This is a genomic window from Pseudomonas sp. PDM21, from assembly GCF_014852505.2.
GTDB lineage: Bacteria > Pseudomonadota > Gammaproteobacteria > Pseudomonadales > Pseudomonadaceae > Pseudomonas.
Window position 1 is genome coordinate 4632169 of the sequence record NZ_CM181223.1, and the last position, 23769, is coordinate 4655937.

The 23769-nt window shown below is 66.8% G+C and carries 26 protein-coding genes; 10 read left to right on the forward strand and 16 right to left on the reverse strand.

All coding sequences use genetic code 11. The features are described 5' to 3' along the window. The first annotated feature begins 180 nt into the window (after positions 1–180). Together arcD and IB275_RS21195 are read left to right on the forward strand one after the other, a co-directional pair. Positions 181–1611: an arginine-ornithine antiporter gene (gene arcD, locus IB275_RS21190; RefSeq protein WP_192290944.1), complete on the forward strand. Its 1431-nt coding sequence runs from the start codon at positions 181–183 to the stop codon at positions 1609–1611. Between the two features lie 77 nt (positions 1612–1688). Then, positions 1689–2102, forward strand: a complete 414-nt coding sequence (locus IB275_RS21195; RefSeq protein WP_192224217.1) for a DUF5064 family protein — start codon at positions 1689–1691, stop codon at positions 2100–2102. A gap of 4 nt (positions 2103–2106) precedes the next feature. Here the strand turns inward: IB275_RS21195 and IB275_RS21200 are convergent, their stop codons facing one another. Both IB275_RS21200 and IB275_RS21205 read right to left on the reverse strand, forming a co-directional pair. Beyond that, positions 2107–2943 (reverse strand): CvfB family protein, encoded by an 837-nt coding sequence (locus IB275_RS21200; protein ID WP_081519323.1) that lies wholly within the window; start codon positions 2941–2943, stop codon positions 2107–2109. 114 nt (positions 2944–3057) lie between these two features. Continuing rightward, complete coding sequence (locus tag IB275_RS21205; protein WP_192290946.1) at positions 3058–4827, reverse strand: ABC transporter transmembrane domain-containing protein; 1770 nt, start codon at positions 4825–4827, stop codon at positions 3058–3060. A gap of 157 nt (positions 4828–4984) precedes the next feature. Between IB275_RS21205 and IB275_RS21210 the strand changes: the two genes are divergently transcribed. The 3 genes from IB275_RS21210 to IB275_RS21220 all read left to right on the forward strand — a co-directional run bounded on the left by IB275_RS21210 (position 4985) and on the right by IB275_RS21220 (position 7159). After that, positions 4985–5185, forward strand: coding sequence for a PFL_1563 family small protein (locus IB275_RS21210; RefSeq protein ID WP_024765957.1), 201 nt, complete (start codon positions 4985–4987; stop codon positions 5183–5185). 206 nt (positions 5186–5391) lie between these two features. Beyond that, positions 5392–6495: an AI-2E family transporter gene (locus IB275_RS21215; RefSeq protein ID WP_192290948.1), complete on the forward strand. Its 1104-nt coding sequence runs from the start codon at positions 5392–5394 to the stop codon at positions 6493–6495. Positions 6496–6547: 52 nt separating this feature from the next. Further along, complete coding sequence (locus tag IB275_RS21220) at positions 6548–7159, forward strand: DUF4893 domain-containing protein (RefSeq protein ID WP_192318824.1); 612 nt, start codon at positions 6548–6550, stop codon at positions 7157–7159. A 22-nt stretch (positions 7160–7181) separates the two neighbouring features. Here the strand turns inward: IB275_RS21220 and IB275_RS21225 are convergent, their stop codons facing one another. Then, positions 7182–7805 (reverse strand): hypothetical protein, encoded by a 624-nt coding sequence (locus tag IB275_RS21225; RefSeq protein WP_081519319.1) that lies wholly within the window; start codon positions 7803–7805, stop codon positions 7182–7184. Positions 7806–7909: 104 nt separating this feature from the next. Between IB275_RS21225 and IB275_RS21230 the strand changes: the two genes are divergently transcribed. Both IB275_RS21230 and IB275_RS21235 read left to right on the forward strand, forming a co-directional pair. Next, the gene (locus tag IB275_RS21230) at positions 7910–8632 is read left to right on the forward strand and encodes an RNA pseudouridine synthase (RefSeq protein ID WP_192290952.1); all 723 of its coding nucleotides are present in this window, start codon (positions 7910–7912) and stop codon (positions 8630–8632) included. Positions 8633–8881: 249 nt separating this feature from the next. After that, positions 8882–9148, forward strand: coding sequence for a hypothetical protein (locus tag IB275_RS21235; RefSeq protein ID WP_192290954.1), 267 nt, complete (start codon positions 8882–8884; stop codon positions 9146–9148). A gap of 19 nt (positions 9149–9167) precedes the next feature. Here IB275_RS21235 and IB275_RS21240 read toward each other — a convergent pair whose 3' ends face one another. From IB275_RS21240 to IB275_RS21250, 3 genes are all read right to left on the reverse strand, one after another. Continuing rightward, positions 9168–9992: an enoyl-CoA hydratase/isomerase family protein gene (locus IB275_RS21240; RefSeq protein ID WP_192290956.1), complete on the reverse strand. Its 825-nt coding sequence runs from the start codon at positions 9990–9992 to the stop codon at positions 9168–9170. An 82-nt stretch (positions 9993–10074) separates the two neighbouring features. Next, on the reverse strand, positions 10075–11889 hold the full coding sequence (locus IB275_RS21245) for a monovalent cation:proton antiporter-2 (CPA2) family protein (RefSeq protein WP_192290958.1): 1815 nt from the start codon (positions 11887–11889) through the stop codon (positions 10075–10077). A 58-nt stretch (positions 11890–11947) separates the two neighbouring features. Beyond that, a complete protein-coding gene (locus IB275_RS21250) occupies positions 11948–12661 on the reverse strand; it encodes a lipoate--protein ligase family protein (RefSeq protein WP_192290960.1) in 714 nt (237 codons plus the stop codon). Between the two features lie 241 nt (positions 12662–12902). Between IB275_RS21250 and IB275_RS21255 the strand changes: the two genes are divergently transcribed. Then, the gene (locus tag IB275_RS21255; protein ID WP_192290962.1) at positions 12903–14105 is read left to right on the forward strand and encodes a GGDEF domain-containing protein; all 1203 of its coding nucleotides are present in this window, start codon (positions 12903–12905) and stop codon (positions 14103–14105) included. Positions 14106–14136: 31 nt separating this feature from the next. Here the strand turns inward: IB275_RS21255 and IB275_RS21260 are convergent, their stop codons facing one another. The 10 genes from IB275_RS21260 to ccmA form a co-directional block, all read right to left on the reverse strand. Continuing rightward, positions 14137–14541 (reverse strand): hypothetical protein, encoded by a 405-nt coding sequence (locus tag IB275_RS21260; protein ID WP_192290964.1) that lies wholly within the window; start codon positions 14539–14541, stop codon positions 14137–14139. A 20-nt stretch (positions 14542–14561) separates the two neighbouring features. Then, positions 14562–15773, reverse strand: coding sequence for a c-type cytochrome biogenesis protein CcmI (gene ccmI / locus IB275_RS21265; protein ID WP_192224211.1), 1212 nt, complete (start codon positions 15771–15773; stop codon positions 14562–14564). Continuing rightward, entirely contained in the window at positions 15770–16240 is a 471-nt protein-coding gene (locus IB275_RS21270; RefSeq protein ID WP_192290966.1) for a cytochrome c-type biogenesis protein, read from the reverse strand. Before IB275_RS21270 ends, ccmI begins: the two co-directional genes overlap by 4 nt. Further along, entirely contained in the window at positions 16237–16779 is a 543-nt protein-coding gene (gene dsbE / locus IB275_RS21275; RefSeq protein ID WP_015476576.1) for a thiol:disulfide interchange protein DsbE, read from the reverse strand. Before dsbE ends, IB275_RS21270 begins: the two co-directional genes overlap by 4 nt. A 2-nt stretch (positions 16780–16781) precedes the next feature. After that, positions 16782–18755: a heme lyase CcmF/NrfE family subunit gene (locus IB275_RS21280; RefSeq protein WP_081519308.1), complete on the reverse strand. Its 1974-nt coding sequence runs from the start codon at positions 18753–18755 to the stop codon at positions 16782–16784. Position 18756: 1 nt separating this feature from the next. Then, positions 18757–19242 carry a cytochrome c maturation protein CcmE gene (gene ccmE / locus IB275_RS21285; RefSeq protein WP_192290968.1) on the reverse strand — a complete coding sequence of 162 codons (486 nt, stop codon included), beginning with the start codon at positions 19240–19242 and terminating at the stop codon, positions 18757–18759. Beyond that, positions 19239–19415 carry a heme exporter protein CcmD gene (gene ccmD, locus IB275_RS21290; protein ID WP_081519307.1) on the reverse strand — a complete coding sequence of 59 codons (177 nt, stop codon included), beginning with the start codon at positions 19413–19415 and terminating at the stop codon, positions 19239–19241. The genes ccmE and ccmD overlap by 4 nt, the downstream gene beginning before the upstream one ends. Then, complete coding sequence (locus IB275_RS21295; RefSeq protein ID WP_088416741.1) at positions 19412–20158, reverse strand: heme ABC transporter permease; 747 nt, start codon at positions 20156–20158, stop codon at positions 19412–19414. Before IB275_RS21295 ends, ccmD begins: the two co-directional genes overlap by 4 nt. A gap of 65 nt (positions 20159–20223) precedes the next feature. Next, complete coding sequence (gene ccmB / locus IB275_RS21300; RefSeq protein ID WP_017520311.1) at positions 20224–20895, reverse strand: heme exporter protein CcmB; 672 nt, start codon at positions 20893–20895, stop codon at positions 20224–20226. Beyond that, entirely contained in the window at positions 20892–21548 is a 657-nt protein-coding gene (ccmA, locus tag IB275_RS21305) for a cytochrome c biogenesis heme-transporting ATPase CcmA (RefSeq protein WP_192224209.1), read from the reverse strand. Before ccmA ends, ccmB begins: the two co-directional genes overlap by 4 nt. A gap of 271 nt (positions 21549–21819) precedes the next feature. Here ccmA and fliK point away from each other — a divergent pair, with 271 nt between their 5' ends. Together fliK and IB275_RS21315 are read left to right on the forward strand one after the other, a co-directional pair. Then, positions 21820–23430, forward strand: a complete 1611-nt coding sequence (fliK, locus tag IB275_RS21310; RefSeq protein ID WP_192290970.1) for a flagellar hook-length control protein FliK — start codon at positions 21820–21822, stop codon at positions 23428–23430. Then, on the forward strand, positions 23427–23768 hold the full coding sequence (locus tag IB275_RS21315; protein WP_192290972.1) for an EscU/YscU/HrcU family type III secretion system export apparatus switch protein: 342 nt from the start codon (positions 23427–23429) through the stop codon (positions 23766–23768). Before fliK ends, IB275_RS21315 begins: the two co-directional genes overlap by 4 nt. Position 23769: the final 1 nt, after the last annotated feature.

Consider the following 23769-nt stretch of genomic DNA (forward strand, 5'->3'; position numbering starts at 1 on the left):
CGCCCGTGCGGCCAGCGGCCTGGCAGTTGTGCGCCGCGCAGAGCACTGTCGGCAGGACGATAATGGCTGCCGTTCAGGAATCATTCAGAAACCGTTAGCTTGCTATTGATACATGTCAGCCGCGCGCCTCCGGTCGAACTCGAAACTATTCGAGTTCCCCATTACTCAGGAGGCTGGGACATGTCTTCATCGCCCAACCAGAAACTCGGCCTGGCCGCGCTCACCGCCCTGGTGGTCGGCTCCATGATCGGCGGCGGCATCTTTTCGCTGCCGCAGAACGTCGCGAAAAGTGCCAGCCCCGGCGCCGTACTGATCGGCTGGGCCATCAGCGGTATCGGCATGCTGATGCTCGCCTTCGTCTTCCAGAGCCTGTCCACCCGCAAGCCGGAACTGGACGCAGGCGTCTACGCCTACGCCAAGGCCGGCTTCGGCGACTACATCGGCTTCAACTCGGCCTGGGGCTACTGGATCAGCTCCATGCTCGGCAACGTCAGCTACTTCGTGCTGATTTTCAGCGCACTGGGCTACTTCTTCCCGGTGTTCGGCGAGGGCAACACGGTCATCGCCTTCGCCTGCTCGTCCCTGCTGCTGTGGGGCCTGCACTTCCTGATTCTGCGCGGAATCAAGCAAGCGGCCTTCATCAACCAGGTCACCACGGTCGCCAAGGTCGTGCCCATCGTGCTGTTCATCCTGATCGGCCTGGTGGCGTTCGACATGGACCTGTTCACCGCCGACTTCTGGGGGCATGGCCACGTCGATTTCGACAGCGTGATGAGCCAGGTGCGCAACATGATGCTGATCACCGTCTGGGTGTTCATCGGCATCGAGGGCGCCAACCTGTATTCCGGCCACGCGAAGAAGCGCTCGGACGTCGGTACCGCCACGGTAATCGGCTTCGTCTCGGTGATGGCGCTGCTGGTTCTGGTGAACGTGCTGTCCATGGGCATGATGAGCCAGGCGCAACTGGCTGGCCTGCCCAACCCGTCCATGGCCTACGTGCTGGAACACGTGGTGGGCCACTGGGGCGCGGTGCTGATCATCTCCGGGCTCGTCGTCTCGCTGTTCGGCGCGCTTCTGGCGTGGATCCTGCTCAGCGCGGAGATCATGTACGCCGCCGCCCACGACCACACCCTGCCGAAGTTCCTCGCCCGCGAGAACGACAAGGACGTGCCGGTGAACGCGCTGTGGATGAGCAACGCCACGGTGCAGGTGTTCCTGGTGGTCACCCTGTTTGCCGCGAGCACCTACACCAGCCTGGTGTACCTGGCCGCGTCCATGGCACTGCTGCCCTACCTGTTCTCCGCCGGCTATGCCGTACTGCTGAGCCTGCGCGGGGAAGGCTACCAAGGCCTGCTGCGCGAGCGCCGCAAGGACCTGGTAATCGGTGCCATCGCCCTCATCTACAGCCTGTGGCTGGTGTACGCCGGCGGCATGGACCACCTGCTCCTCTCGGCGCTGCTCTACACACCGGGCGTGGTGCTGTTCATCATGGCCAAGCGCGAGCGTGGCGAGCGCGTGTTCAGCAAGGCGGAATGGCTGATCTTCGCCCTCCTGCTGGCCGCGACCCTGGCCGCCGGCTACGGTCTGTATGCGGGTCAGCTGAGCCTCTGAGGTTCGGCGCCGATGCCCGCGGCCCAGGCCGCGGGCTTTTGCTTTCCAGGAGCAATGGCTGACTTCAGGAGAAGAGAATGAGCACGCCTACCGAGGTCACTATCCATTCCAGCACCGGCCTCGACCGCCAGCAGTACCGCATCCGCCTGAGCTATACGGTGGAGAACGCCGCCAGCCGGGATGCGCTGGTGAAGTTCGAGCTGGACGGCGAGATCGACGGCCAGCCGTTCAAGGACGGCTTCGACCTGCCCGGCGACCTCGCCTTCAATTTCGCCGGCAGCGCCACGCGCATCCTGCGCCGCCACGGCCTGCGGGTCTGCCGCGGGCCGGTGCTGCGCTTTCGCAGGGAACATGACCGGGTGTTCGACGACCTGCGTCGTCGGCTGAAGGCCGAACCGGGCACGCCGGTCGACCTGCAGCGCATGGGCTCGCTGGCCCCGGCCGAACCGCGTTGCGCGGTGGCCGAATCCATCGTCCGCGGGCGCGGCTGAGCCGTCAGACCAATTCGATACCGTCGTCGTGGATGACGATCAGGCCCTGCTTGAACAGCCCACCGATGGCCTTCTTGAAGTTGCCCTTGCTGACGCCGAACTGCTGCGCGATCAGGTCCGGCGGGCTCTTGTCGCTGAGCGCCAGCTGGCCGCCGGCCTCGCGCAGGGCCTTGAGGATCTGCTCGCTCAGCGCATCGGAAAGGCCGGCGCCGGCGGGCTGCAGGCTCAGGCTGATCTTGCCGTCGGCGCGCATTTCCTTGATGTAACCGGTCTCGCGCAGGCCGTTGCGCATGAACTTGAAGACTTCGTTCTTGTGGATCAGGCCCCAGTGCTTGCCGTCGATGATGGCCTTATAGCCAAGGTCCGTGCGTTCGACGACGAGCAGGTCCACCTGCTGGCCGGCCTTGTAGTTGGCCGGGACATTGTCCAGGTAGCGGTCCAGGCGCGCGGTGGCGGTGATACGGCGGCTGCGCTCGTCGAGGTAGACGTAGACCACGCAGTAGTCGCCGACCTGCAGCGGGCGCTTCTCTTCCGAGTGCGGCAGGAGCAGGTCCTTGGGCAGGCCCCAGTCGAGGAACAGGCCGACACGGTTGACCTCCACCACCTTGAGGCTGGCGAAGCCGCCGACCTGCACCTTGGGCTTCTGGGTGGTGGCAATCAGGCGATCTTCGCTGTCCAGGTAAATGAACACGTTGAGCCAGTCACCCACTTCGGTAGGTTCGTTCTTCGGCACGTAGCGCTTGGGCAGGAGGATTTCGCCGTGGCTCTCTCCATCCAGGTAGAGACCGAAATCGGTGTGCTTGGCCACCTGCAACGAATTGAACCGACCTATGACTGCCATGACGCTTACCTCGTGAACGGGGCGGGCATTCTACGCGCATTGGCGCGTTATGGCTGCCGCCGGTTGCCGGATCGGTCGCGCGCCATCGACGCGCATCGCGGGCATGGCCCGCCCCTACAGGTGTTCCGCCTGGCCGAACTGAAGCTCCGCCAGACGCGCATACAGCGGATTGCTGGCCACCAACTCAGCGTGCCGCCCCAGCGCCACCAGGCGACCGTGCTCGATCACCGCAATGCGGTCGGCATTGAGCACGGTGGCCAGGCGGTGAGCGATCACCAGCGTGGTCCGGTCGCGCATCAGTCCCGGCAGTGCCTGCTGGATCAGGTGTTCGCTCTCGGCATCCAGCGCGCTGGTGGCTTCGTCGAGCAACAGGATAGGCGCGTCCACCAGCAACGCACGGGCAATCGCCAGGCGCTGGCGCTGGCCGCCGGACAAGCCCAGGCCGCTCTCGCCCAGGTGCGTCCGGTAGCCCTGCGGCAGGCGCAGGATGAACTCGTGGGCATGGGCCGCGCGGGCGGCGGCCTCGACTTCCGCATCACTGGCACCGGGGCGGCCGTAGCGGATGTTCTCCTCCACCGTGCCGAAGAACAGCGCCGGGTTCTGCGACACCAGCGCGAAGCTGCGACGCAAGTCCGTCGGGTCGAGCTGGGCGATGGGCTGGCCGTCGATCAGGACGCGCCCCTGCTGCGGATCGTAGAAGCGCAGCAACAGGTCGAACAGAGTGGACTTGCCGGCGCCCGACGGGCCGACCAGCGCCAGGGTCTCGCCGGGTTCCACGCGCAGGTCGATGCCATCGATGGCCCACTGCTCCGGGCGCGACGGATAGGCGAAACGCACGCCCTGCAGGTCGATGCTGCCGACGATGCGCTCCGGCAGGTGCAGCAGGTCGCTGGCCGGGGCATGGATTTCACTGCGCGCGCGCAGCAGTTCGGCGATGCGCTCGGCGGCACCGGCCGCGCGCTGCAGTTCCCCGATCACTTCGCTCAGCGTACCGAACGCCATGCCGACGATCAGGCTGTAGAACACGAACGCCGCCAGGTCGCCGGGGCTGATGCGCCCGGCGATCACGTCCATGCCGCCGACCCAGAGCATCACGCCGACAGCGCCGAGCACCAGCAGGATCACCACGCTGACCAGCCAGGAGCGCTGCATGATGCGCTTGCGCGCGGTGTCGAAGGCGTCCTCCACCGTGCGGCCGAAGCGTGCCCGGTCCTGCGCCTGGTGGTTGTAGGCCTGCACCGTCTTGATCTGGCCGAGGGACTCGCCGACATAGCTGCCGACGTCTGCCACGCGGTCCTGGCTGAGCCGCGACAGGCTACGCACGCGGCGGCCGAACAGCAGGATCGGCGCGATCACCAGCGGCAGCGAGGCGACCACGATGCTGGTCAGCTTGGCGTTGGTGAAGAACATCAGGATCACCCCGCCCAGCAGCATCAGCACGTTGCGCAGCGCCATGGACAGCGAAGAACCGATCACCGACTGCAGCAGCGTGGTGTCGGCGGTCAGGCGCGACTGGATCTCTGAAGAACGGTTGTTCTCGTAAAAGCCGGGGTGCAGCTCGATCAGATGGTCGAACACCCGCTGGCGGATGTCGGCGACGAAGCGCTCGCCGATCCACGACACCAGGTAGAAGCGCACGAAGGTGCCTACCGCCAGACACAGCACCAGCAGGAAAAAGATGCCGATGGCGCGGGTCAGCAACGGCTCGGACTGGGTGATGAAGCCCTGGTCCACCAGCAGGCGGATGCCCTGCCCCAGGGACAGGGTGATGGCGGCGGTGAACAGCAGCGCCAGCAAGGCGCCAAGGGCGCGCCAGCGGTAAGGGGCGAGGAACGAACGAGCCAGGCGCAGGGCATTGCGCTGGCGGGACGACAACAGGGACATGGTGGGCTCTGAACGGCCGGAATGGGCAGAGGGTAGCACCGCCGCAGCGCGCCGCGCGAAGGACGATTCAGGCAAAGCAATGGGACCGTTCGTTCCATAACCGCCCCGAAAGGTGCTCGTTTGATGTACAATGGGCGGCCAATTTGCGCAGACAGGTATGGCAGATATGACTACCAAGCCCTCCACCCGCCAGAAAGCAGCCCCCAAGGCCCCCGCCGCTACCGCGACCAGCGAAGCTCTGGAAGCCCAGATCGCGGCCTTCCTGAACTCCGGCGGTGAGATCCAGCAGATCGCCAAGGGCGTGACCGGTCAGAACTACGGCGCACCGAGCCGCCACATCAGCCTCGGCAAGAAGTAATACCTGCAGGCAAGCCTGCCGGCTCCCGGCAGGCTGCCCGCCTCCTCCGCTTCACCCGTCCTGCGTTCCCCCTCCCTGCTACCCCGCTTTACACCAAAGCCTCCGCAATTCCGCCGATCCCGTATTGCCTGCGCGCCTTGCACTCGGGCAGAGTCCGCCCATAGTCAGGACTTGGCCTATCCCAGGCCACTCGCAAGGAGCACCCCATGCTGCCCTCTCCGGAAAAGCTGCTGTCGCGCAACCTGCTCGATGTGCTGATCCGCGCCGGCCTGATCCTGTTGCTGGCCGTTTTCTGCTTCCGCATCTTCCATCCCTTCCTCGACCTGATGCTCTGGTCGGTGATCCTCGCCATTACCCTCTACCCCATGCACCAGTTGCTCAGCGGCTGGCTGGGCGAGCGCCCGAACAGCGCCGCGAGCCTGATCGTGGTGCTGGGCCTGGTGATCCTGCTGGTGCCGGTGGTGGTGATCGGCTTGTCCATGGCCGATTCGGTGCGCGACCTGGTACACGCCATCCAGAACCGCACCCTGCAGGTTCCGCTGCCGCCGGACTCGGTGCAGAACTGGCCGGTGATCGGGCAGTACGTCTATCCCTTCTGGCACCGCGTCGCCACCGACTTCATGGGCGTCGCGCAGCAACTGGCGCCGCACCTGCAGGGCGTGGCGAAGAAGGTCGCCGGGCAAGCGGCGGGCGTCGGCATGGGGCTGATGCAGTTCCTCGCCGCCTTCGTCATCGCCGGGGTGATCATGGCCTACGGCAAGCTGGGCAGCCGTACCGCTTGTGACATTGCCGTACGCATTTCCGGCCCTGACCGTGGCCCAGGCCTGGCCGAGCTGTGCACCGGCACTATCCGTGCGGTGGCCCAGGGCGTGGTGGGCGTGGCCTTCATCCAGACGCTGATCCTCGGCCTGGGCTTCATCGTCATGGGCATCCCCGGCGCCGGCCTGCTGGCTCTGGGTGTGCTGCTGCTGGGCATCACCCAGCTGCCGGTGGTGCTGATCACCCTGCCTGCAGTGGCCTATGTGTTCATGACCAACGATTCGCTGCTGGTGTCCATCCTGTTCACCGTCTGGACGGTGGCCGGCGGGCTCTCCGACAACGTGCTCAAGCCGCTGATGTTCGGCCGCGGCAGCAAGGTGCCGATGGCGGTGATCCTCATCGGCGCCCTGGGCGGCATGCTCAGCAACGGCATCATCGGCCTGTTCGTCGGCCCGGTGGTGCTGGCGCTGGGCTACGAGCTGTTCATGTCCTGGGTCCACGAACGCGAGGCGCCCGTCGCGCCACCCGTCGAGACGCCGCCAGCCCCCTGAGCCCCTCGCCCGCGGCGAAAAACGCGGGCCCCCACCTCGCAATGGAATGCACATGATGTCCAAACGCTGCTCCCTCAGTGCCGCCCTTCTAGCCACCGGCCTGCTGCTCTCCCCGCTGGCCTTTGCCGAAGAGACCGCCGTCGTCTGGCCGGCCGCGGTCAACGCCGCCGACCAGCAGCGCCTGACCACCCTCGACGCGCAGGTCAAGCAACTGCTCGACCAGCTCCAGCAGAGCGAGGACGAAACCACCCGCAACGAAGCGCTGAACCTCTACCGCATCGTGCTGGAAGACCCGGAACCGCTTGCCGACGCCGCCCTCACCGGCAACTGGAAGTGCCGCTCGGTGCAGCTCGAAGCACAAGCGCTGTACGGCTACCCGAACTTCAAGTGCTCGGTGCGGCAGACGCCCAAGGGCCTGTTCCTGGAGAAGACCAGCGGCTCGCAGCGCATCAGCGGCTACCTGCAGCGTCTGGACGACAGGCAGCTGGTGTTCGTCGGCGGCGCTTCGGTGAACGACGACCCGCAGGTCGGCTACAGCGGGTTGGAGCAAGCCGCCGCGCGCGAGTCCGACGTGGTCGGCGTGGTGCGCAATTCGTACGATGGATTCGTGTTGCTGGTGCCCGAACAGCTCGGTGGCTACAACCTGTTCCGCTTCACCCGCTGAGCCCACTCTCGCCAGGAAAGGCTCAGAGCAGCGCCACCATCTCCTTGAGCGTCACCGCCCAGGTCCCCTTCGCATTCAGGTAGCGATAACCGAAGCGCGAACCGTTGGCCTGGGTGGTCAGCACCGCGTTCCAGGCCAGCCCGCGCTGCAGGTCGTGGGCCGGGTCGAGGAGGAAGAAGGCGTCGTCGCTCATCCCCACCGCCAGGCACCAGTGGCGGATGTCACTGTCCTTGCGGCCATGGAAGCCCAGCACCACCGGGATGTTCTCCTCCAGGTGCCGCCGGGTCAGCTCGACCATCCGCGTGCCGTTGCCACGCTCGACGCGGTACTCCTTGTCGCTGATGACCTTGAGCAGTTCCAGCAGGTCGGCGCCCGTGGTGCCGACGCGCACCAGCGTCTCGTGCTGGTTCAGCGCCTCCATCAGCCGCCCGTAGCGGGTCCGCGAATCCACCGGCGCCAACCCCTTGGCCTGGCGCCGCGCCAGCTGGTTGCGGGCGAGCATGGCCATCACCAGGCAGTAGGGCCCGCAGGCGCCGTCCATGTCGCCCTGACGCAGGTGCACCTTCTCGCCACGCCGGTTGGTCAGGCCGCCGGTGCCGTGCTCGTCCAGGTCCCAGCCCAGGCCGTCGATCAGGGTGATCTGCATCGCGCTTCCTCGCTGCTTGGTCTGAGGTTGTGACCGGACACGGCGCGGATCATTCCACCGGCTTGCGGTTACAATGAACGCTTTCCCCTGCCTGGTTACCCGAAATGTCCGAAGCCATCCGCCTGTCCAAGCGTCTCGCCGAGCTGCTGCCCTGTTCGCGCCGCGACGCCGAGCTGTACATCGAGGGTGGCTGGGTCACGGTCGACGGCCAGCGCGTGGAGGAACCGCAGTTCAAGGTCGATACCCAGCGCATCGAACTGCTGCCGGGCGCCTCCCCCGACCCGATTCCGCCGGTGACCATCCTCGTGCACAAGCCGGTCGGCCTGGGCAGCGGCAACGGCGCCAACTCCGCCCAGCAACTGCTGACGCCGGACAAGCGCTGGACCGAAGACAACCTGCAACAGCGCCTGCTGCGCAAGCACTTCGGCCACCAGTTCAACACCACCGTGCTGGAGACCGACGCCAGCGGCCTGCTGGTCTACACCCAGAGCCGCGGCGTGCAGCGCCGGCTGGTGGACGAGGCGGACAACATCGAGCACGAGTACGTGGTCGAGGTCAGCGGGCAGATCGCCGACAACGGCCTGAAGCGCCTCTGCCGCGGCCTGCTGATCGACGGCCGCGAACTGCCGCCGCTGAAGGTCAGCTGGCAGAGCGAGACCCGCCTGCGCTTTGCTGGCAAGCAGTTCCGCCCCGGCCAGATCGCGGCCATGTGCCGCGCGGTCGGCCTGCACGCCCTGTCGATCCGCCGCCTGCGCCTGGGCGGCGTGGCCATGGGCAAGCTGCCCGTCGGCCAGTGGCGTTTCCTGCAGCCGGGCGAGAAGTTCTGACCGTCTACCCGACCAAGGTCGCGGGCGCCCGCGGAAAACCAGGACGCCCGTCTAGTCCGCGGCTTACAGCCGCTATCGATAACGTCGATAGTCACCAGTCGACGCATTCAGTTCTCTTGATAGTCCGCGCGCGGCATCTTTGCCCCATCAACTCGCTGGCAGGAGATTCGCCGGCCCCGCAGTCGGGCCGCAGGGGCGAACAAGCTACTCGCGAGACGCCCCCAAACGGATCGTCAAGAGGACACCACCATGCAAGTCATTCTCGATTTCCTGCTGCTCATTGGCTCCCTGGTGGAGCTGCTGCTGTACGTCGCCCTGGCCAGCGTCGTACTTGCTACCACGGTGCTGGCCGGTGGCATCGCCGTGCTGACCCTGCGTTCGCCGGGCTCGGCCGTGGTGATCCCCGACCGCCGTCCCTCGGTCAGCCGCCAGCCGCGTCCGGCGGTGAAGCATCAGTTGGCCCGCCCCGTACTGGTCGCCGTAGCGAACGAACCGATCCTGGCGAAAACCGCGTGAAGCCGTCCTTGCCAGCGATTCAGCCCGGGTAGCGCCCGAGTGCGGCCCCCAGGTCGCGCTCGAGATCCCCGTCCTGCTGGCCGCCGTTGTCCATCATCCAGCGCACCCGCTCCAGCGTTTCCGGCGCCGACATATCACCGACGAAGCGCTGCGACTCCTCCACCAACGCCGCCTGATCCGCCGCCGTCACCTGCTCCACCAGCGCCTTCACATGGGCGATGCCCGCCACCGGGAAGGCCGCAATGCGACGCGCCAGGGCCTCACAGAACCCTTCCAGCTCCGCGTCTGCCAGCGCCCGGTTGATCCAGCCGTAGCGCTCTGCCGTGTCCGCATCGAAATCCTCGCCGCCCAGGCAGACCTCCAGCGCCCTGCCCCGCCCCAGCATTTGCGCCAGGCGCACCGTGCCGCCCGCACCGGGCAGCAGGCCGACCGCCACTTCCGGCTGGCCGAGCAGCGCGCGCTCGCGGGAGGCAAAACGCATGTCCAGTGCCAGGAGGAATTCGCTGCCGGCGCCCCGCGCGCGCCCGCGCAGTTCGCCGATGGTCACCTGCGGCAGCCGGCTGAAACGGCTGAACAGCGCGCTGAGCGGGTTGGCCATGCCGGCGGGCAGCTTCATCGGCGGCGCATCCAGCTGGCTGCCGAGGTCGTAGTGGGCGAGGAAGAAATCCGGGTTGGCACTGCGCAGCAGCACCACGCGGGTATCGCTGTCGCGCTCCAGCTCATCGGCCAGGTGCAGCAGGTCGATGACCATGGCGCGGTCGACCAGGTTGATCGGCGGGTGGCAGAAGCTCACCACGGCAACGCCGTCGCGGTCTTCCCGGGTGAAAGTGCGGTAGTCGCTCATCGATGGGCCTCCGTTGCGAAGGCCCGAGGATGCGCCGGGGCGCGCGTGGCGCCCCAGCACTATCGATGCGCGGAATGGCCGGTCAGTGGTGGCCGATACCCTGGTCTTCCAGGTGGTCGGCCTCGAACAGGGTTTCCAGCTCCTTGCGCGCCTCGCGAGCGGTCTGGATCACCGCGGTCTCGTCGTCGTAGACGCGGTACTGGGCCATCAGCACCGCTTCGTCGTGGCGCTTGAAGCGGCGGATGCGCGCGGCGACCTGTTCCTCGGTCAGGCCCAGGCCGGTAAGCAGCAGGCGGCTCATCTCCAGGCTCGAGTGGAAGGTCTCGCGCACCGGCGTCGCATCGGCGTCCAGCAGGTGGTAGACGTGCTGGCGGTTGCGGGCCCGGCCGATAACTTTCAGGTGCGGGTAGAGCTTGCGCACCAGGCGCGCGGTCTCGATGTTGGTCTGCGGGTCGTCGGTGGCGACCACGAAGAACTCGGCCTTCTCCACCTGGGCGGCGCGGAGGATTTCCGGGCGCAGCGGGTCGCCATAGAAGATCGGGATATTGCCGTAGCTGCGGGTCAGCTCGATGGTGTCCACCGAGGTATCCAGCGCGACAAAGGGCACGCCCTGGGCGCGCATGATACGGGCGACCACCTGGCCCATCCGGCCCATGCCGGCAATCACCACGCGCGGCGCGTCGTCCGGCAGCTGGCGGTATTCGGGCGGCGGCTCGCGCAGCACGGCGGGCTTGGGCTTGATATTGCGCGCCAGGGCCAGCACCAGCAGCGGGGTCATCGCCATGGACAGGGTGATGCACAGCACCAGCAGCGAGTGCAGCTTGCCGTCCATCAGCCCCTGGGCCAGGGCCAGCTTGAACACCACGAAGGCGAACTCGCCGCCAGCGCCCAGCAGCACGCCGAGGCGGATCGCCGAGACCTTGTCCAACCCACCGGCCAGACGGCCAATGAGGAACAGCAGTGGCAGCTTGATGCCCACCAGCAGCAGGGTCAGGCCAAGGACCACCAGCGGCTCGCTCTTGAGCAGGCCGAGGTCCGCGCTCATGCCCACGCTGATGAAGAACAGGCCGAGCAGCAGGCCCTTGAAGGGTTCGATCTGTGCTTCCAGTTCGTGGCGGTACTCCGAGTCCGCCAGCAGCAGGCCGGCGAGGAAGGCGCCCAGGCCCATGGATACGCCGGCCCATTCCATCAGCCAGGCAGTGCCGACCACCACCAGCAGCGCGGTAGCGGTGGACAGGTCAGCCTGACCGGTGCGGGCCACCGAGCGGAACACCGGGCGCAGCAGGAAGCGACCGCCGATCACCACCACGGCGATGCTGCCGACCACTTCCATGACGTGAGCCAGGTCACCGCCCGGCGCCGCCGAATCGGCGCGCGCGCCCAGCAGCGGGATCATGGCGATCAGCGGAATCGCGGCAATGTCCTGGAACAGCAGGATGGCAAAACCGAGGCGGCCGTAGGGGCTGTTCAGCTCCTTGCGCTCGGCGAGAATCTGCAGGCCAAAGGCGGTAGACGACAGCGCCAGACCGCCGCCCAGCACCACGGAGGTATTCACCGGCATGTCGAAGACCAGCACCGCGACGCTGCCAATGGCCAGCGCGGTGAGCAGCACCTGCGCCAGGCCGACGCCGAACACCTGCTTGCGCATCACCCACAGGCGTTTGGGCGAAAGCTCCAGACCGATGATGAAGAGCAAAAGCACCACGCCCAGTTCGGACAGGCTGGCGACGCTTTCGGGGTTGTCGATCAGCCCCAGCAGCGACGGGCCAATGAACACCCCGGCGAGCAGGTAGCCGAGCACAGCGCCCAGTTGCAGGCGCTTGGCCAGCGGCACCATGAACACCGCCGCGAGCAGGAAAACGACTGCCGACTGCAGGTAATTCGTCCCATGTTCCATCGATCAAGACTCCTTGGAAGGGTTGGGGCGAAGCGAACATCCACCCACGTCGTTCATTTCACACATTCAGCACCACGCCTTCGGCCAGCAGGTGCCGCTGAAACTGCCCGGCCAGGGCGTCCACCTGGTCCCAGGGCTGCTCGTAGCGCTCGTCCAGCGCGACATGGCTGCTGGCGCGCACACGGGCATCGAGCCCGCAGTGCTCGTAGAAGGCGTTCACCGCGGCCACCATCGGCTCGCGCTGGTTCTCCATCAGGATGGCGCCGTGGGCCAGCACCACATAGCGCCCGTCGCTGGGCCGGCGGCGCCAGCGCTGGGCGGTGCCCACCAGCTTGCGGCCGCCCAGGTTGACGTTGTAGCGGCCGTCGCAGAAAGCGCCTTCCACTTCGCCCAGGCCCGGATCCAGGCCGAGCGCCGCGAGCCAGTCGCAAAGTGGCTGGCACAGGCGCAGGTAGGCTGTCTCGATACGCGTCTGCTCGTTGTCACCCGGCGGGATCGCATAGACCAGCGCGACATTGAGCACCCCGGCGGACTGTGGCACCGGCTCGCCGCCGGTGTCACGCAGGGCGATCGGCCAGCCCAGCCCGGCGCAGGCGGCCTCCGCGGCGGCAAAGCCTTCCAGGCGGCTCAACCGGCGCGGCATCACCAGGGACTGCTCCAGCGGGCTCCAGAACAGCAGGCCGCTATCGCGCTCGCCGGCGAAGGTGGCGTCGAGCAGCGCGCGCTCGGCGTCCAGGCCCTGTTGCGCCGACAGTCGTTGCACTCTATTCATGACAGCGTCCTGGGGATTCATGACAGCATTCCTGGATAAACAGGGTTGCGGACTATGCCCGCCGAGGGCCTATCCGACAATGTTCCAGGCCAATTTGTTGCCGAGCTCGGAAATTTCAGCGTAGCGGGCTGTGACTGCCGCGGTGACGCGCCAGGTCACGTCGATTTCAATCCACGCCGCAGCGAACCGGCGCTGCGTCTATCCTGCTACTGGCCGGCACTTGCGCAGGAGGCCAGAGCCCGTGTCCAGGACGTTGCTTCAGCGTCTGCACCACGCCATTGCCGTCAACGACGCGCTGGCGCTGCCGATCGCCCGGGAAAACCTGCGGCGCCTGTACTTCTCCGCCCTGCTGGCGGTGCCTTTCGATCTGGTCCACATCCTGGTATTCCGCCTCAACCTGCAGGGCTCCAGCCCCGAATACGACGGCTGGCGCCTGGACATCATCCGCGTCCACGCCGTGGTCGCCGTGCTCTTCAGCCTGATCGGCCTGCTCGCCTGGCTGGCCACCCCACCCCGGCGCCACGCGCCTCTGTGGTACATGCAGACTTTGAGCGTACTGGGTAGCATCCTGCTGCTGGGGTTCGGCATCGCCATCACCGGCGCCGACCAGCAGGTCACCAGCAGCATCACCCCTTTCCTGATGGCCTCGGTGGCCACCTCGCTGATCATCCTGTTGCGCCCGAGCCTGGCCATCGCGCTCTATATCCTCGCGCTGGCCGTCTTCGAGCTGACCATGACGCTGACCCAGGCCAGCCCGCAGCTGCGCCTGTCGAACCAGATGGGCGGGCTGACCATCTGCGGTATCGGCCTGGTGCTGTCGTTCATCCTCTGGCACGGCCATGTGCGCAACCTGCGTCAGCGCGAATTCCTCCGCCAGCAAAGGCTGGAGCTGGAAGAAAAGAACCGCCAGCTGGAATACCTCGCCGGTCACGATCCGCTGACCGGGCTGTTCAACCGCCGCCAGTTCGACCAGTTGGTAGGCATGGAGCTGTCGCGCGCCGCCCGCCAGCCGGCGCCGATCAGCCTGCTCATGGTGGACCTGGATCATTTCAAGTTCATCAACGACCGCTACGGCCACCCGCTGGGCGACGAAGTCATCCGCCATACCGCCAGCCTGCTGAGGAACTACACGCGCACCGGCGACAGCGTGGCGCGCCTGGGCGGCGAGGAGTTCCTGCTGCTGTTGCCCGATACCTCCCAGCCCCAGGCACGGGTCATCGCCGAGAAGGTTCGCCGACTGCTGGAGGAAACCCCGCTGCCGATAAAAGACGGGTTGCTCTACCTCACCGCGAGCTTCGGCATCGCCTGCCTGGAGGCCGGCGTTCCGGGCACCTACGAAGGGCTCTACGCCGCGGCGGACAAGGCGCTGTACAAGGCCAAGGCAAGCGGACGCAATCGGGTGGAGGTGATAGCGCTGGGGACGGAAATGGGGACGTTCGATTGAGCGCCCAGGCTCCGTGCTATCCGGGTGCGCCCTATTGGGCGTATTTACGCGTCAGCCCCGGCGGTACGCCGCTGCTGTCGGTCTCGGTCCAGGGGCCTTGCGGGCCGACGCCCCAGTACCAGCCGCTGTCCCAGTGGTAGTAGGTGCGCTGGCGGTAGTAGAGGTCCTTCTGGCCCTGGATCACATAGACGCCGAGGCTGGCGTCCCAGCGGCCCTTGCCGCCGGGCGGCGGGGCGAACTGGGTCGGACGCTTGGCGGTCGGCGCAGCACTGGGCTGCGGGGTGATCGGCGAGCTGGAGGTCTTGGCCGGCGGGATAGGCTTGCTCGGTTGCGAGGGCGGCGGAATCTGCGAAGGCGGCTGCTCCGGCTGCTGCGGTTGCACCACGCAACCACTCAGTACCAGCATGGCGCCCAGCGCCAGCAATCTGCCCTTCATCGCTCAACCCTCTCTTGTGATTACTTCTGATCCGGGCTGTCGATTGTCACGCTCTGCTCGCCCGCCTGGGAAGTAGACAACGAAGCACTTCGTCCGATCCATTCCCCGGCAGTGGCATTGCCGGCGCGGGAGATGCGCGCGACCAGCTGCACCTGCGGATGCTGGGAGAGCTTGAGCTGCGGCATCATCGCGTCGGCGTCGCTCAGCGACACCTCGCTGGGCAGATCGGAGACCTTCAGGCGCTTCACCGCCAGCGGCATCGGCGGGCCGCTCACGGCACGGGCGAAGACGAACACGCTGTCGTCCGGCTTGACCTGACCCTTCACGGCGTCGGTCAGGTCGACCTTCACCTTCAGGGTCACGCCAGCGGTGGCGGCAGCCACCGGGGCTTCGGGCGGAGTCTGGCCCTTCTCGACCATCCGCTGGCGAGCGCGCTCAATGCCGCCGGCAATGGCGTCGCGGGACGGATCGTCCTGCGGCAGCACGGTGACCAGGCGGCCCCAGTAGTCGATGGCGTCCGCGTACTTCTCGTCCTCGAACGCGGCGATGCCGAGCAGGCCGAGCGTGGTGACTTCCTGCGGGTCCTTCTTCAACGCTTCGTCGGCGAGGTCGCGGACCTGCTGGCTGAGCGCCTTGTCCCCGGCGAAGTACAGCGCCTGCGCCCACTGGCCGAGCACTTCCGGCTGGCGGCCGGAGAGGCGCGCGGCCTGCTCGAAGGCCTTGGCGGCGTCGGCGGCGCGGTTCTGGGTCATGTAGGCGCGGCCGAGGAAGTACCAGCCTTCAGCGGAGTCCGGCTGAGCCTTGAGCGAACGTTCCAGGCGCGAGGTCATCTCTTCCATGGACTTGGGCGCGGTGGCGAACTCGCGGGCCAGCTCTACCTTGTCACTGGCCCCCCAGTGCAAGTAGAGGCCCAGCGCGAGGAACGGCAGGACCAGCGCTACCACCAGCGGCGCGGCGCGGCCGAGACGGGAGCGGCGATCATCGCCGGCGCCTTCGGTGTCGGAGAGCAGCTCGCGGGCCGCTTCGGCGCGGCCGGCTTCGAACTGCGCGGCGTCGAGGGTGCCGGCGTCACGCTGGGAACCCAGCTCGGCCAGACGCTCCTGGTACAGGGCGACGTTGAGGGCGGTACGGTCTTCCTCAGCCTGGGCCTTGCGGCCGCGCAGCAGAGGGACGAGGAGAAATGCCAGGGCCACCAGCAACAGCAGGCCGGCGGCGAGCCAGAAATCGATCATTTGTCTTGGTTATCCAGCAATTGGTCGAGACGCGCCTGCTCCTCGGCGGACAGCGTGGTGGAAGTGGCAGCGACCGGGCGACGGCGGCGCGCGACGATGGCGCCGATGACGATCACGCCCAGCCCCAGCAACGCGGCGGGGCCGAACCAGAGCAGCCAGGTGCGCTCGCTGACTTCGGGCTTGTAGCGCACGAACTCGCCGTAGCGGTCGACCATGTAGTCGACGATCTGCTGGTTGCTCTTGCCGGCCGCCATCTGGGTGTAGATCTGCTTGCGCAGATCCGCGGCGATCGGCGCGTTGGAGTCGGCGATGTCCTGGTTCTGGCACTTGGGGCAACGCAGTTCGGTGGTCAGCTCGCGGAAGCGCGCGCGCTCGGCGTCATTGGCGAATTCGTAAGTGTCGATGGCGGCATGGGCAATGCCGGTCAGGCAAAGCCCAAGCGCGGTGGCGGCAAGCAGACGCTTCATTTGCCCTCCGCTTCGTCGACCAGACCCTGGTAGATCGGCGCCAGCTGTTCACGCCAGACCTTCTCGTCGACGGCGCCGACCAGCTTGTGGCGGATGATGCCGTCCTTGTCGATGATGTAGGTCTCCGGCGCGCCGTAGACGCCCAGGTCGAGGCCCAGAGTGCCCTGCGCATCGGCGATATTCATCAGGTAGGGGTTGTGCAGCTCCTTGAGCCACTTCTGCGCCGCGGCGCCGTCGTCCTTGTAGTTGATGCCGTAGATCACCACGCCCTTGGCGGCCAGATCGGTCAGCACCGGGTGCTCGAAGCGGCAGGTCGGGCACCAGGTGCCCCAGACGTTGACCAGCGCCGGCTTGCCCTTGAGGTCGGCCTCGGTGTAGGTCTTGCCCGGCTCGGTGACGCTGGGCAGGGAGAACGCCGGGAACGGCTTGCCGATCAGCGCCGAGGGCAGCTCGCTGGGGTCGAGCCACAGGCCACGGAAGAGGAATACCGCGACGACCAGGAAGATCGCCAGGGGCAACAGCAGGATCGCACGCTTCACACTCAGGCTCCCTGTCCGGCGAGGCCCAGGGCCTCGCGTACACGCGTTTTCACTTTCAGGCGGTAGCGACGATCCAGCGCCGCCAGCACGCCGCCCAGGGCCATCAGCAGGCCACCGAGCCAGATGAAGCGCACGAAGGGCTTGATGTGCACGCGCACGGCCCAGGCGCCGTTGTCCAGCGGCTCACCCAGGGCGACGTAGAGGTCGCGGGTCAGGCTGCCGTGGATGCCGGCCTCGGTCATCATCGAGTTCTGCACGCTGTACAGGCGCTTCTCGGGGTGCAGCACAGCCACTTCCGAACCCTTGCGGGTGACGCGGATGGTGCCCTTGTCGGAGGTGAAGTTCGGGCCTTCGAAGTGATGGGTCCCCTCAAAGCGGAACTGGTAACCGGCCAGTTCCACCGACTCGCCCGGTGCCATGCGCAGGTCGCGCTGGGCACTGAACTGGCTGGTGAGCACCACGCCGATGGCGCAGATGGCGATACCGAAGTGCGCCAGCTGCATGCCCCAGTAGCTGCGGTTCAGGCCCGCAGCACCGGCGATCACGCCCTTGTGACGGACCTTGTCGAAGAAGTCGCGCAGACCGGCCAGCACGACCCAGGCGGCCAGCATGAACACGGTCAGTACTTCCCAGTGCAGCTCGCCATACAGGAAGCTGCCGACACCGCCCAGCACCACGGTGCCGATCAGCACCGGGGTGAGCATGTTGCGCAGCCAGCGGGTCGGGGTGTCCTTCCAGCGCACCAGCACGCCGACCGCCAGGGCCAGCATGAGGATGGCAATCAGCGGCACGAACAGCGCATTAAAGTACGGCGGGCCGACCGACAGCTTGGCGCCACTGATGGCGTCGAGCACCAGCGGGTAGAGGGTGCCCAGCAGGATCATCGAGGCGGTGACCACCAGGATCAGGTTGTTCAGCAGCAGCAGGGTTTCGCGGGACCACAGGGCGAAGCCGACCTGGCTCTTGACCACCGGCGCGCGCAGGGCGAACAGCGTCAGTGAACCACCGACCACCACCAGCAGGAAGGCGAGGATGAACACCCCCCGCTCGGGGTCCGAGGCGAAGGCGTGCACCGAAGTCAGTACGCCGGAGCGGACCAGGAAGGTGCCCAGCAGGCTCAACGAGAAGGCCGCGATGGCCAGCAGCACGGTCCAGCTCTTGAACACGCCGCGCTTCTCGGTCACCGCCAGCGAGTGGATCAGCGCGGTGCCCACCAGCCAGGGCATGAAGGAGGCGTTTTCCACCGGGTCCCAGAACCACCAACCGCCCCAGCCCAGTTCGTAGTAGGCCCACCAGGAGCCGAGCACGATGCCGACGCCGAGGAAGGTCCAGGCCACCAAGGTCCACGGACGCGACCAGCGCGCCCAGGCGGCGTCGAGGCGGCCGCCGAGCAGTGCGGCGATGGCGAAGGCGAAGGCCACCGAGAAGCCCACGTAGCCCATGTAGAGCATCGGCGGGTGGAAGATCAGACCCGGGTCCTGCAGCAGCGGGTTGAGGTCGTTGCCGTCGGCCGGCACCTGCGGCAGCAGGCGGCTGAAGGGGTTGGAGGTGATGATCAGGAACAGCAGGAAGCCGGTGCTGATCATGCCCATCACGGCCAGCACGCGAGCCAGCATCACTTCCGGCAACTGGCGTGAGAACACCGACACGGCGAAGGTCCAGCCGCCGAGGATCAGCGCCCAGAGCAGCAGCGAGCCTTCGTGGGCGCCCCACACGGCGCTGAATTTGTAGAACCAGGGCAGCGCGCTGTTGGAGTTGCTGGCGACGTAGGCCACCGAGAAATCATCGTGGAGGAAGGCCCAGGTCAGGCAGCCGAAGGAGAACAGCAGGAAGGCGAACTGCCCCCAGGCTGCCGGGCGCGCCAGGCTCATCCACTGGCGATCACCGCGCCAGGCACCCACAAGCGGGAAGAACGACATCACCAGCGCCATGCACAGCGCGAGGATCAGCGAGAGGTGACCGAGTTCGGGAACCATGTCAGTTGCTCCCCTGTTGCGACGCGGCGTTGCCGCTCTGGCTGGCTTCGTAGTGCTCCAGCTTGCCGCTGTCCTTGAGCGCCTTGGTGACTTCCGGCGGCATGTATTTCTCGTCGTGCTTGGCCAGCACTTCATCGGCGGTCAGCACGCCGGCTTCGTTGATCTTGCCCAGGGCGACGATGCCCTGCCCTTCGCGGAACAGGTCCGGAAGGATGCCGCGGTATTTCACCGTGACTTCCTTGGCGAAGTCGGTGACCACGAACTCCACATCCAGCGAATCCGCCGAACGCTTGAGCGAACCCCTCTCGACCATGCCGCCGGCACGGATGCGCGTGTCGTGCGGTGCTTCGCCGTTGGCAATCTGGGTCGGGGTGTAGAACAGGTTGATGTTTTCCTGCAGGGCCGACAGCGCCAGGCTGACGGCGACGCCAACGCCGGCGACGATGGCGAGGACGATGTACAGACGCTTCTTGCGGACCGGATTCACTTGCTGGCCTCCCGGCGCAGACGACGCGCCTCTTCTTGCAGGTAACGCCGGCGCGCCACGATCGGCGAGACGACGTTGATCGCCAGGACCACCAGGCAGATGGCGTAGGCGGACCACACGTAAGGGCCATGGTGACCCATGGCGAGGAAATCGGAGAATGATTCGAAACTCATAGCGCGCGCTCCACCTCGGCCTTGACCCAGCTCGCGCGGGCTTCGCGCTTGAGCACTTCCAGGCGCATGCGCATCATCAGCACCACGGCGAAGAAGCAGTAGAAGCCGGCGACCATCATCAGCAGCGGGATCCACATCTCCGGCGGCATCGGCGGCTTTTCAGTCAGAGTGAAGGTGGCCGGCTGGTGCAGGGTGTTCCACCAGTCCACCGAGTACTTGATGATCGGGATGTTCACCACGCCGACGATGGCCAGCACTGCGCAGGCCTTGGCCGCGCTGTCGCGGTTGGTGATGGCCTGGCCCAGGGCGATGATGCCGAAATAGAGGAACAGCAGGATCAGCATCGAGGTCAGTCGTGCGTCCCAGACCCACCAGGCACCCCAGGTCGGCTTGCCCCAGATCGCACCGGTGACCAGCGCGACGAAGGTCATCCAGGCGCCAATCGGCGCGGCGCACTGCACGGCGACGTCGGCGATCTTCATCTTCCAGATCAGCCCGACCGCGCCGGCCACGGCCAGCATCACGTAGCAGGACTGGGCGAGGAACGCCGCCGGCACGTGGATATAGATGATGCGGAAGCTGTTGCCCTGCTGGTAATCCGGCGGCGCGAAGGCCAGGCCCCAGACAGTGCCGGCAACCATCAGCAGGATCGCGGCGACCGCGAACCAGGGCATCCAGCGTCCGCTGATCTCGTAGAACCACTTGGGCGAGCCAAGCTTGTGAAACCAAGTCCAGTTCATCATCAGGCTCTGTAATTCAAAGCTCTAGTCTGCCGCCGGTGCCGCTTCCCAGCCCGGCGATCGTTCGTTCACTCGCCGACGCTGATCTTCAGCCCGGCGGCGATGGCAAAGGGCGTCAGCGTCAATGCTAACGCCGTCAGGCTGGCCAGCCACAGCAGGTGCCCGGCGGTGGGCAGCCCCTGCAACGACGCCTGCAGCGCTCCGCTGCCCAGGATCAGCACCGGAATGTAAAGCGGCAGGATCAGCAGGGCCAGCAGCAGGCCACCGCGCTTGAGACCGACGGTGAGCGCCGCACCCACGGCGCCCAGCAGGCTCAGGATCGGTGTCCCCAGCAGCAGCGACAGCAGCAGGTCCGGCAGGCAGCGCGCCGGCAGGCCCAGCATCAGGGCGAACAGCGGCGACAGCAGCACCAGGGCCAGCCCTGAAACCAGCCAGTGTGCCAGCACTTTGGCCAGTACCAGTAGTGGCAGGGGGTGCGGCGAAAGGACCCACTGTTCCAAAGAACCATCTTCGAAATCACTGCGGAACAGGCCGTCCAGCGACAGCAGTACTGCGAGCAGTGCCGCGACCCAGACCAGCCCCGGCGAGAGATTCTTGAGCATTTCCGATTCGGGACCGACCGCCAGCGGGAACAGTGCGATGACGATGGCGAAGAACACCAAAGGATTAGCCAGCTCCGCCGGACGACGGAACAGCAGGCGCGCTTCGCGGGCGAGCAGCAGGGTGAAGACGTTGCTCATCGCGCCGCCACCTCCCGCGCATGCTGGCCCAGGTCGAGGGCGCGGTAACCCTGCGGCATGCGCTCCAGGCTGTGGTGGGTGGTCAGCACAACCAGTCCACCGCGCTCGCAATGGCCGGCCAGGTGTTCTTCGAGCTGCGCCACGCCCTGCTTGTCCAGGGCGGTAAAGGGTTCGTCGAGGATCCACAGCGGCGGCGCGTCCAGATACAGGCGCGCCAGGGCCACGCGGCGCTGCTGGCCGGCGGACAGGGTATGGCAGGGAACGTCCTCGAAGCCGCGCAGGCCGACGGCTTCCAGCGCCTGCCAGATGGCATCGCGGTTGGCCGGCTGGTGCAGCGCGCAGAGCCAGGCGAGGTTCTCTTCGGCGGTGAGCAGGCCCTTGATGCCAGCCGCGTGGCCGATCCACAGCAGCTGACGGGCCAGTTCGTGGCGCTGCTCGGTCAGCGGCTTGCCATTGAGCAGCACATCACCGGCGGTAGGCTGCATCAACCCGCTGAGCAGGCGCAGCAGGCTGGTCTTGCCGCTGCCGTTGGGACCGACGATCTGTAGCATTTCGCCCGCGCCCAGTCGCAGATCGAGACGCTCGAACAGCATGCGCCAGTCCCGCTCGCAGGCGAGCGCCACGGTTTCGAGGAGGGGATGGGTCAAGGGCATCGGCAACCGTCGGGCAGAAAACAGTCAGTGGTGCAAAAACGCGGCCATACCGCGCGGGCCGCCAAGCACGGCCTCGGGCGGCGCATTATACACAGCGGTTCCTACACCCGACGTCAGGTTTTTCGACAGGGTGTAACGTCAAATCAGCGCACCTTGAGCTGCGTCCATGCGCAACCACCGCCCTGCCCTCCTGCCGCCGGACGGTCTAAAGTGCGGGCAATCGCCGCCGATACACTGGGCGCAACCCCGTCACGCCGCCTGCAGGTCCCCGATGCCGAGTGAAATTGGCGCTTCCCGTCCGCTACCGCCTACCCCGTCGCTGCGCAGCACGCCGAGCGCGGCCGAGCTGACGCTCAAGCTCGCGCAGAGCCTCGGCGACCTTCTGCCGCCGGGAGACAAAGCCCACGCAGAAGTGCTGGCAGTGCGCGACGGGCAGGTGAATTTTCAGCTGTTGCTGCGCCTGACCATGGCCAGCGGACAGCAGGCGCTGGTGGTGGCGGAAAGCCCTCAGGCGCTGCCCAAGGGCAGCACCCTGCAGCTGTCGACGCTGAACCAGACCAGCCTCGCCGCCACCCTGCTGACGCAACCGAGCCTTAGCACCCTCGGCATGAGTGGCGCCAGCCAGGCGCCACTGGGCAGTCTCGATCTCGACGTGCTGCCGGTGGGCACGCTGATCCAGGGCAAGGTGGACGCCAGCCAGCTGATCGCCATGGGCAAGGCCGAGCAGGTGGTCTACAAGGTGTTGGTGACGTTGCTCAACACGCCGCTGGCCGGGCGCCAGCTGAGCATCGAATCGCCCAACCCGCTCCCCCTCAACAGCCTGCTCAGCGCCCGGGTGCAGGACCAGCAGGCCCTGCAGTTCCTGCCGATGAACGCCCGCCTGGACCAGCTCGACCTGAGCCTGCAGCTCGGCGCCCAGCAGAACCGCCAGGGCCCGCTGGATAATCTGTTCAAAGCGCTGCAGGGTAGCGGCAGCAACCCGAACCTGAGCCCGGAGCTGCGCCAGTCGGTGGACAAGCTGCTCGGCGCACTGCCAGACATCCGCCAGCTCAGTGATGCCAAGGGCGTCGCCCAGGCCTTCCAGCAAAGCGGCGCGTTCCTCGAAGGGCAGTTGCTGCGCGGCGTAGAGAGTTTGCCCCAGGACCTCAAGGCCAATCTGCTGCGGCTGATTGCCCAGATACTGCCAACCGTCCAGGGCGGTACGGCGGCCGCGGTGCTGGGCAACCTGCCGGGCAGCGCCCTGGCCGGTGCCAACAATCTGGCACAGGCCATGCCGGCCTTCGTACGCAATGCACTGGGTGTGATCGGCCAGACCAGCGGGCGCACGCCGCCACCGGTCAGCTTCCCGCTCCCCAGCCGGCTGGCCAATGAACTGGAGGAAGAAGGCGACCTCGAGTCGCTGCTCAAACTGGCCGCCGCTGCGGTCTCCCGCCTGCAGACCCACCAGCTGGGCAGCCTGGCGCAGAGCGATGTGCTGCCCGACGGCACGGTACTGAACACCTGGCAGCTGGAGATTCCCCTGCGCCACCAACAGCAGATGGTGCCGATCCAGGTGCGTATCCAGCAGGAAGAAAAGGACAGCCCGGCGAACGATCGCGAGCAGCAGCCGCGGGAAATGCTCTGGCGCGTCGATCTGGCCTTCGACCTGGACAGCCTCGGCCCGCTGCAGGTCCAGGCCACCCTGGCCCACGGCAGCATCGGCACTCAGCTGTGGGCCGAGCGCGCCGCCACCGCCAGCCTGATCGATGGCGAACTGGGCACCCTGCGCCAGCGCCTGAACGACGCGGGTCTCAGCGTGGGCGAGCTGAGTTGCCGCCAGGGCAAGCCGCCCCAGGGCGCGCGCACGGCGGTGGAACAACGCTGGGTGGACGAGACTGCATGAAGAAATCCAGGAAAGCGCCGCGCCAGGCCATTGCCCTCAACTATGACGGGCAGAGCGCACCGACGCTCACCGCCAAGGGCGACGATGAACTGGCGGAAACCATCCTCGCCATCGCCCGCCACCACGAGGTGCCGATCTACGAGAACGGCGAGCTGGTGCGTTTGCTGGCGCGCCTGGAGCTGGGCGATGCGATTCCCGAGGCGCTCTACCGCACCATCGCCGAGATCATCGCCTTCGCCTGGTACCTCAAGGGCAAGAGCCCACTGAACAGCAAGCAGGAGGCGCCGCCGGACGCGATGCCGCTGTTGCTGGAAGGGCCGGACTCCCGTCGCCGGTGAG

Coding starts and splice junctions, on each gene's coding strand:
- arcD (WP_192290944.1), top strand. CDS start 181: ATGTCTTCATCGCCCAACCAGAAACTCGGCCTGGCCGCGCTCACCGCC.
- IB275_RS21195 (WP_192224217.1), top strand. CDS start 1,689: ATGAGCACGCCTACCGAGGTCACTATCCATTCCAGCACCGGCCTCGAC.
- IB275_RS21200 (WP_081519323.1), bottom strand. CDS start 2,943: ATGGCAGTCATAGGTCGGTTCAATTCGTTGCAGGTGGCCAAGCACACC.
- IB275_RS21205 (WP_192290946.1), bottom strand. CDS start 4,827: ATGTCCCTGTTGTCGTCCCGCCAGCGCAATGCCCTGCGCCTGGCTCGT.
- IB275_RS21210 (WP_024765957.1), top strand. CDS start 4,985: ATGGCAGATATGACTACCAAGCCCTCCACCCGCCAGAAAGCAGCCCCC.
- IB275_RS21215 (WP_192290948.1), top strand. CDS start 5,392: ATGCTGCCCTCTCCGGAAAAGCTGCTGTCGCGCAACCTGCTCGATGTG.
- IB275_RS21220 (WP_192318824.1), top strand. CDS start 6,548: ATGATGTCCAAACGCTGCTCCCTCAGTGCCGCCCTTCTAGCCACCGGC.
- IB275_RS21225 (WP_081519319.1), bottom strand. CDS start 7,805: ATGCAGATCACCCTGATCGACGGCCTGGGCTGGGACCTGGACGAGCAC.
- IB275_RS21230 (WP_192290952.1), top strand. CDS start 7,910: ATGTCCGAAGCCATCCGCCTGTCCAAGCGTCTCGCCGAGCTGCTGCCC.
- IB275_RS21235 (WP_192290954.1), top strand. CDS start 8,882: ATGCAAGTCATTCTCGATTTCCTGCTGCTCATTGGCTCCCTGGTGGAG.
- IB275_RS21240 (WP_192290956.1), bottom strand. CDS start 9,992: ATGAGCGACTACCGCACTTTCACCCGGGAAGACCGCGACGGCGTTGCC.
- IB275_RS21245 (WP_192290958.1), bottom strand. CDS start 11,889: ATGGAACATGGGACGAATTACCTGCAGTCGGCAGTCGTTTTCCTGCTC.
- IB275_RS21250 (WP_192290960.1), bottom strand. CDS start 12,661: ATGAATAGAGTGCAACGACTGTCGGCGCAACAGGGCCTGGACGCCGAG.
- IB275_RS21260 (WP_192290964.1), bottom strand. CDS start 14,541: ATGAAGGGCAGATTGCTGGCGCTGGGCGCCATGCTGGTACTGAGTGGT.
- ccmI (WP_192224211.1), bottom strand. CDS start 15,773: ATGATCGATTTCTGGCTCGCCGCCGGCCTGCTGTTGCTGGTGGCCCTG.
- IB275_RS21270 (WP_192290966.1), bottom strand. CDS start 16,240: ATGAAGCGTCTGCTTGCCGCCACCGCGCTTGGGCTTTGCCTGACCGGC.
- IB275_RS21280 (WP_081519308.1), bottom strand. CDS start 18,755: ATGGTTCCCGAACTCGGTCACCTCTCGCTGATCCTCGCGCTGTGCATG.
- ccmD (WP_081519307.1), bottom strand. CDS start 19,415: ATGAGTTTCGAATCATTCTCCGATTTCCTCGCCATGGGTCACCATGGC.
- IB275_RS21295 (WP_088416741.1), bottom strand. CDS start 20,158: ATGATGAACTGGACTTGGTTTCACAAGCTTGGCTCGCCCAAGTGGTTC.
- ccmB (WP_017520311.1), bottom strand. CDS start 20,895: ATGAGCAACGTCTTCACCCTGCTGCTCGCCCGCGAAGCGCGCCTGCTG.
- ccmA (WP_192224209.1), bottom strand. CDS start 21,548: ATGCCCTTGACCCATCCCCTCCTCGAAACCGTGGCGCTCGCCTGCGAG.
- fliK (WP_192290970.1), top strand. CDS start 21,820: ATGCCGAGTGAAATTGGCGCTTCCCGTCCGCTACCGCCTACCCCGTCG.
- IB275_RS21315 (WP_192290972.1), top strand. CDS start 23,427: ATGAAGAAATCCAGGAAAGCGCCGCGCCAGGCCATTGCCCTCAACTAT.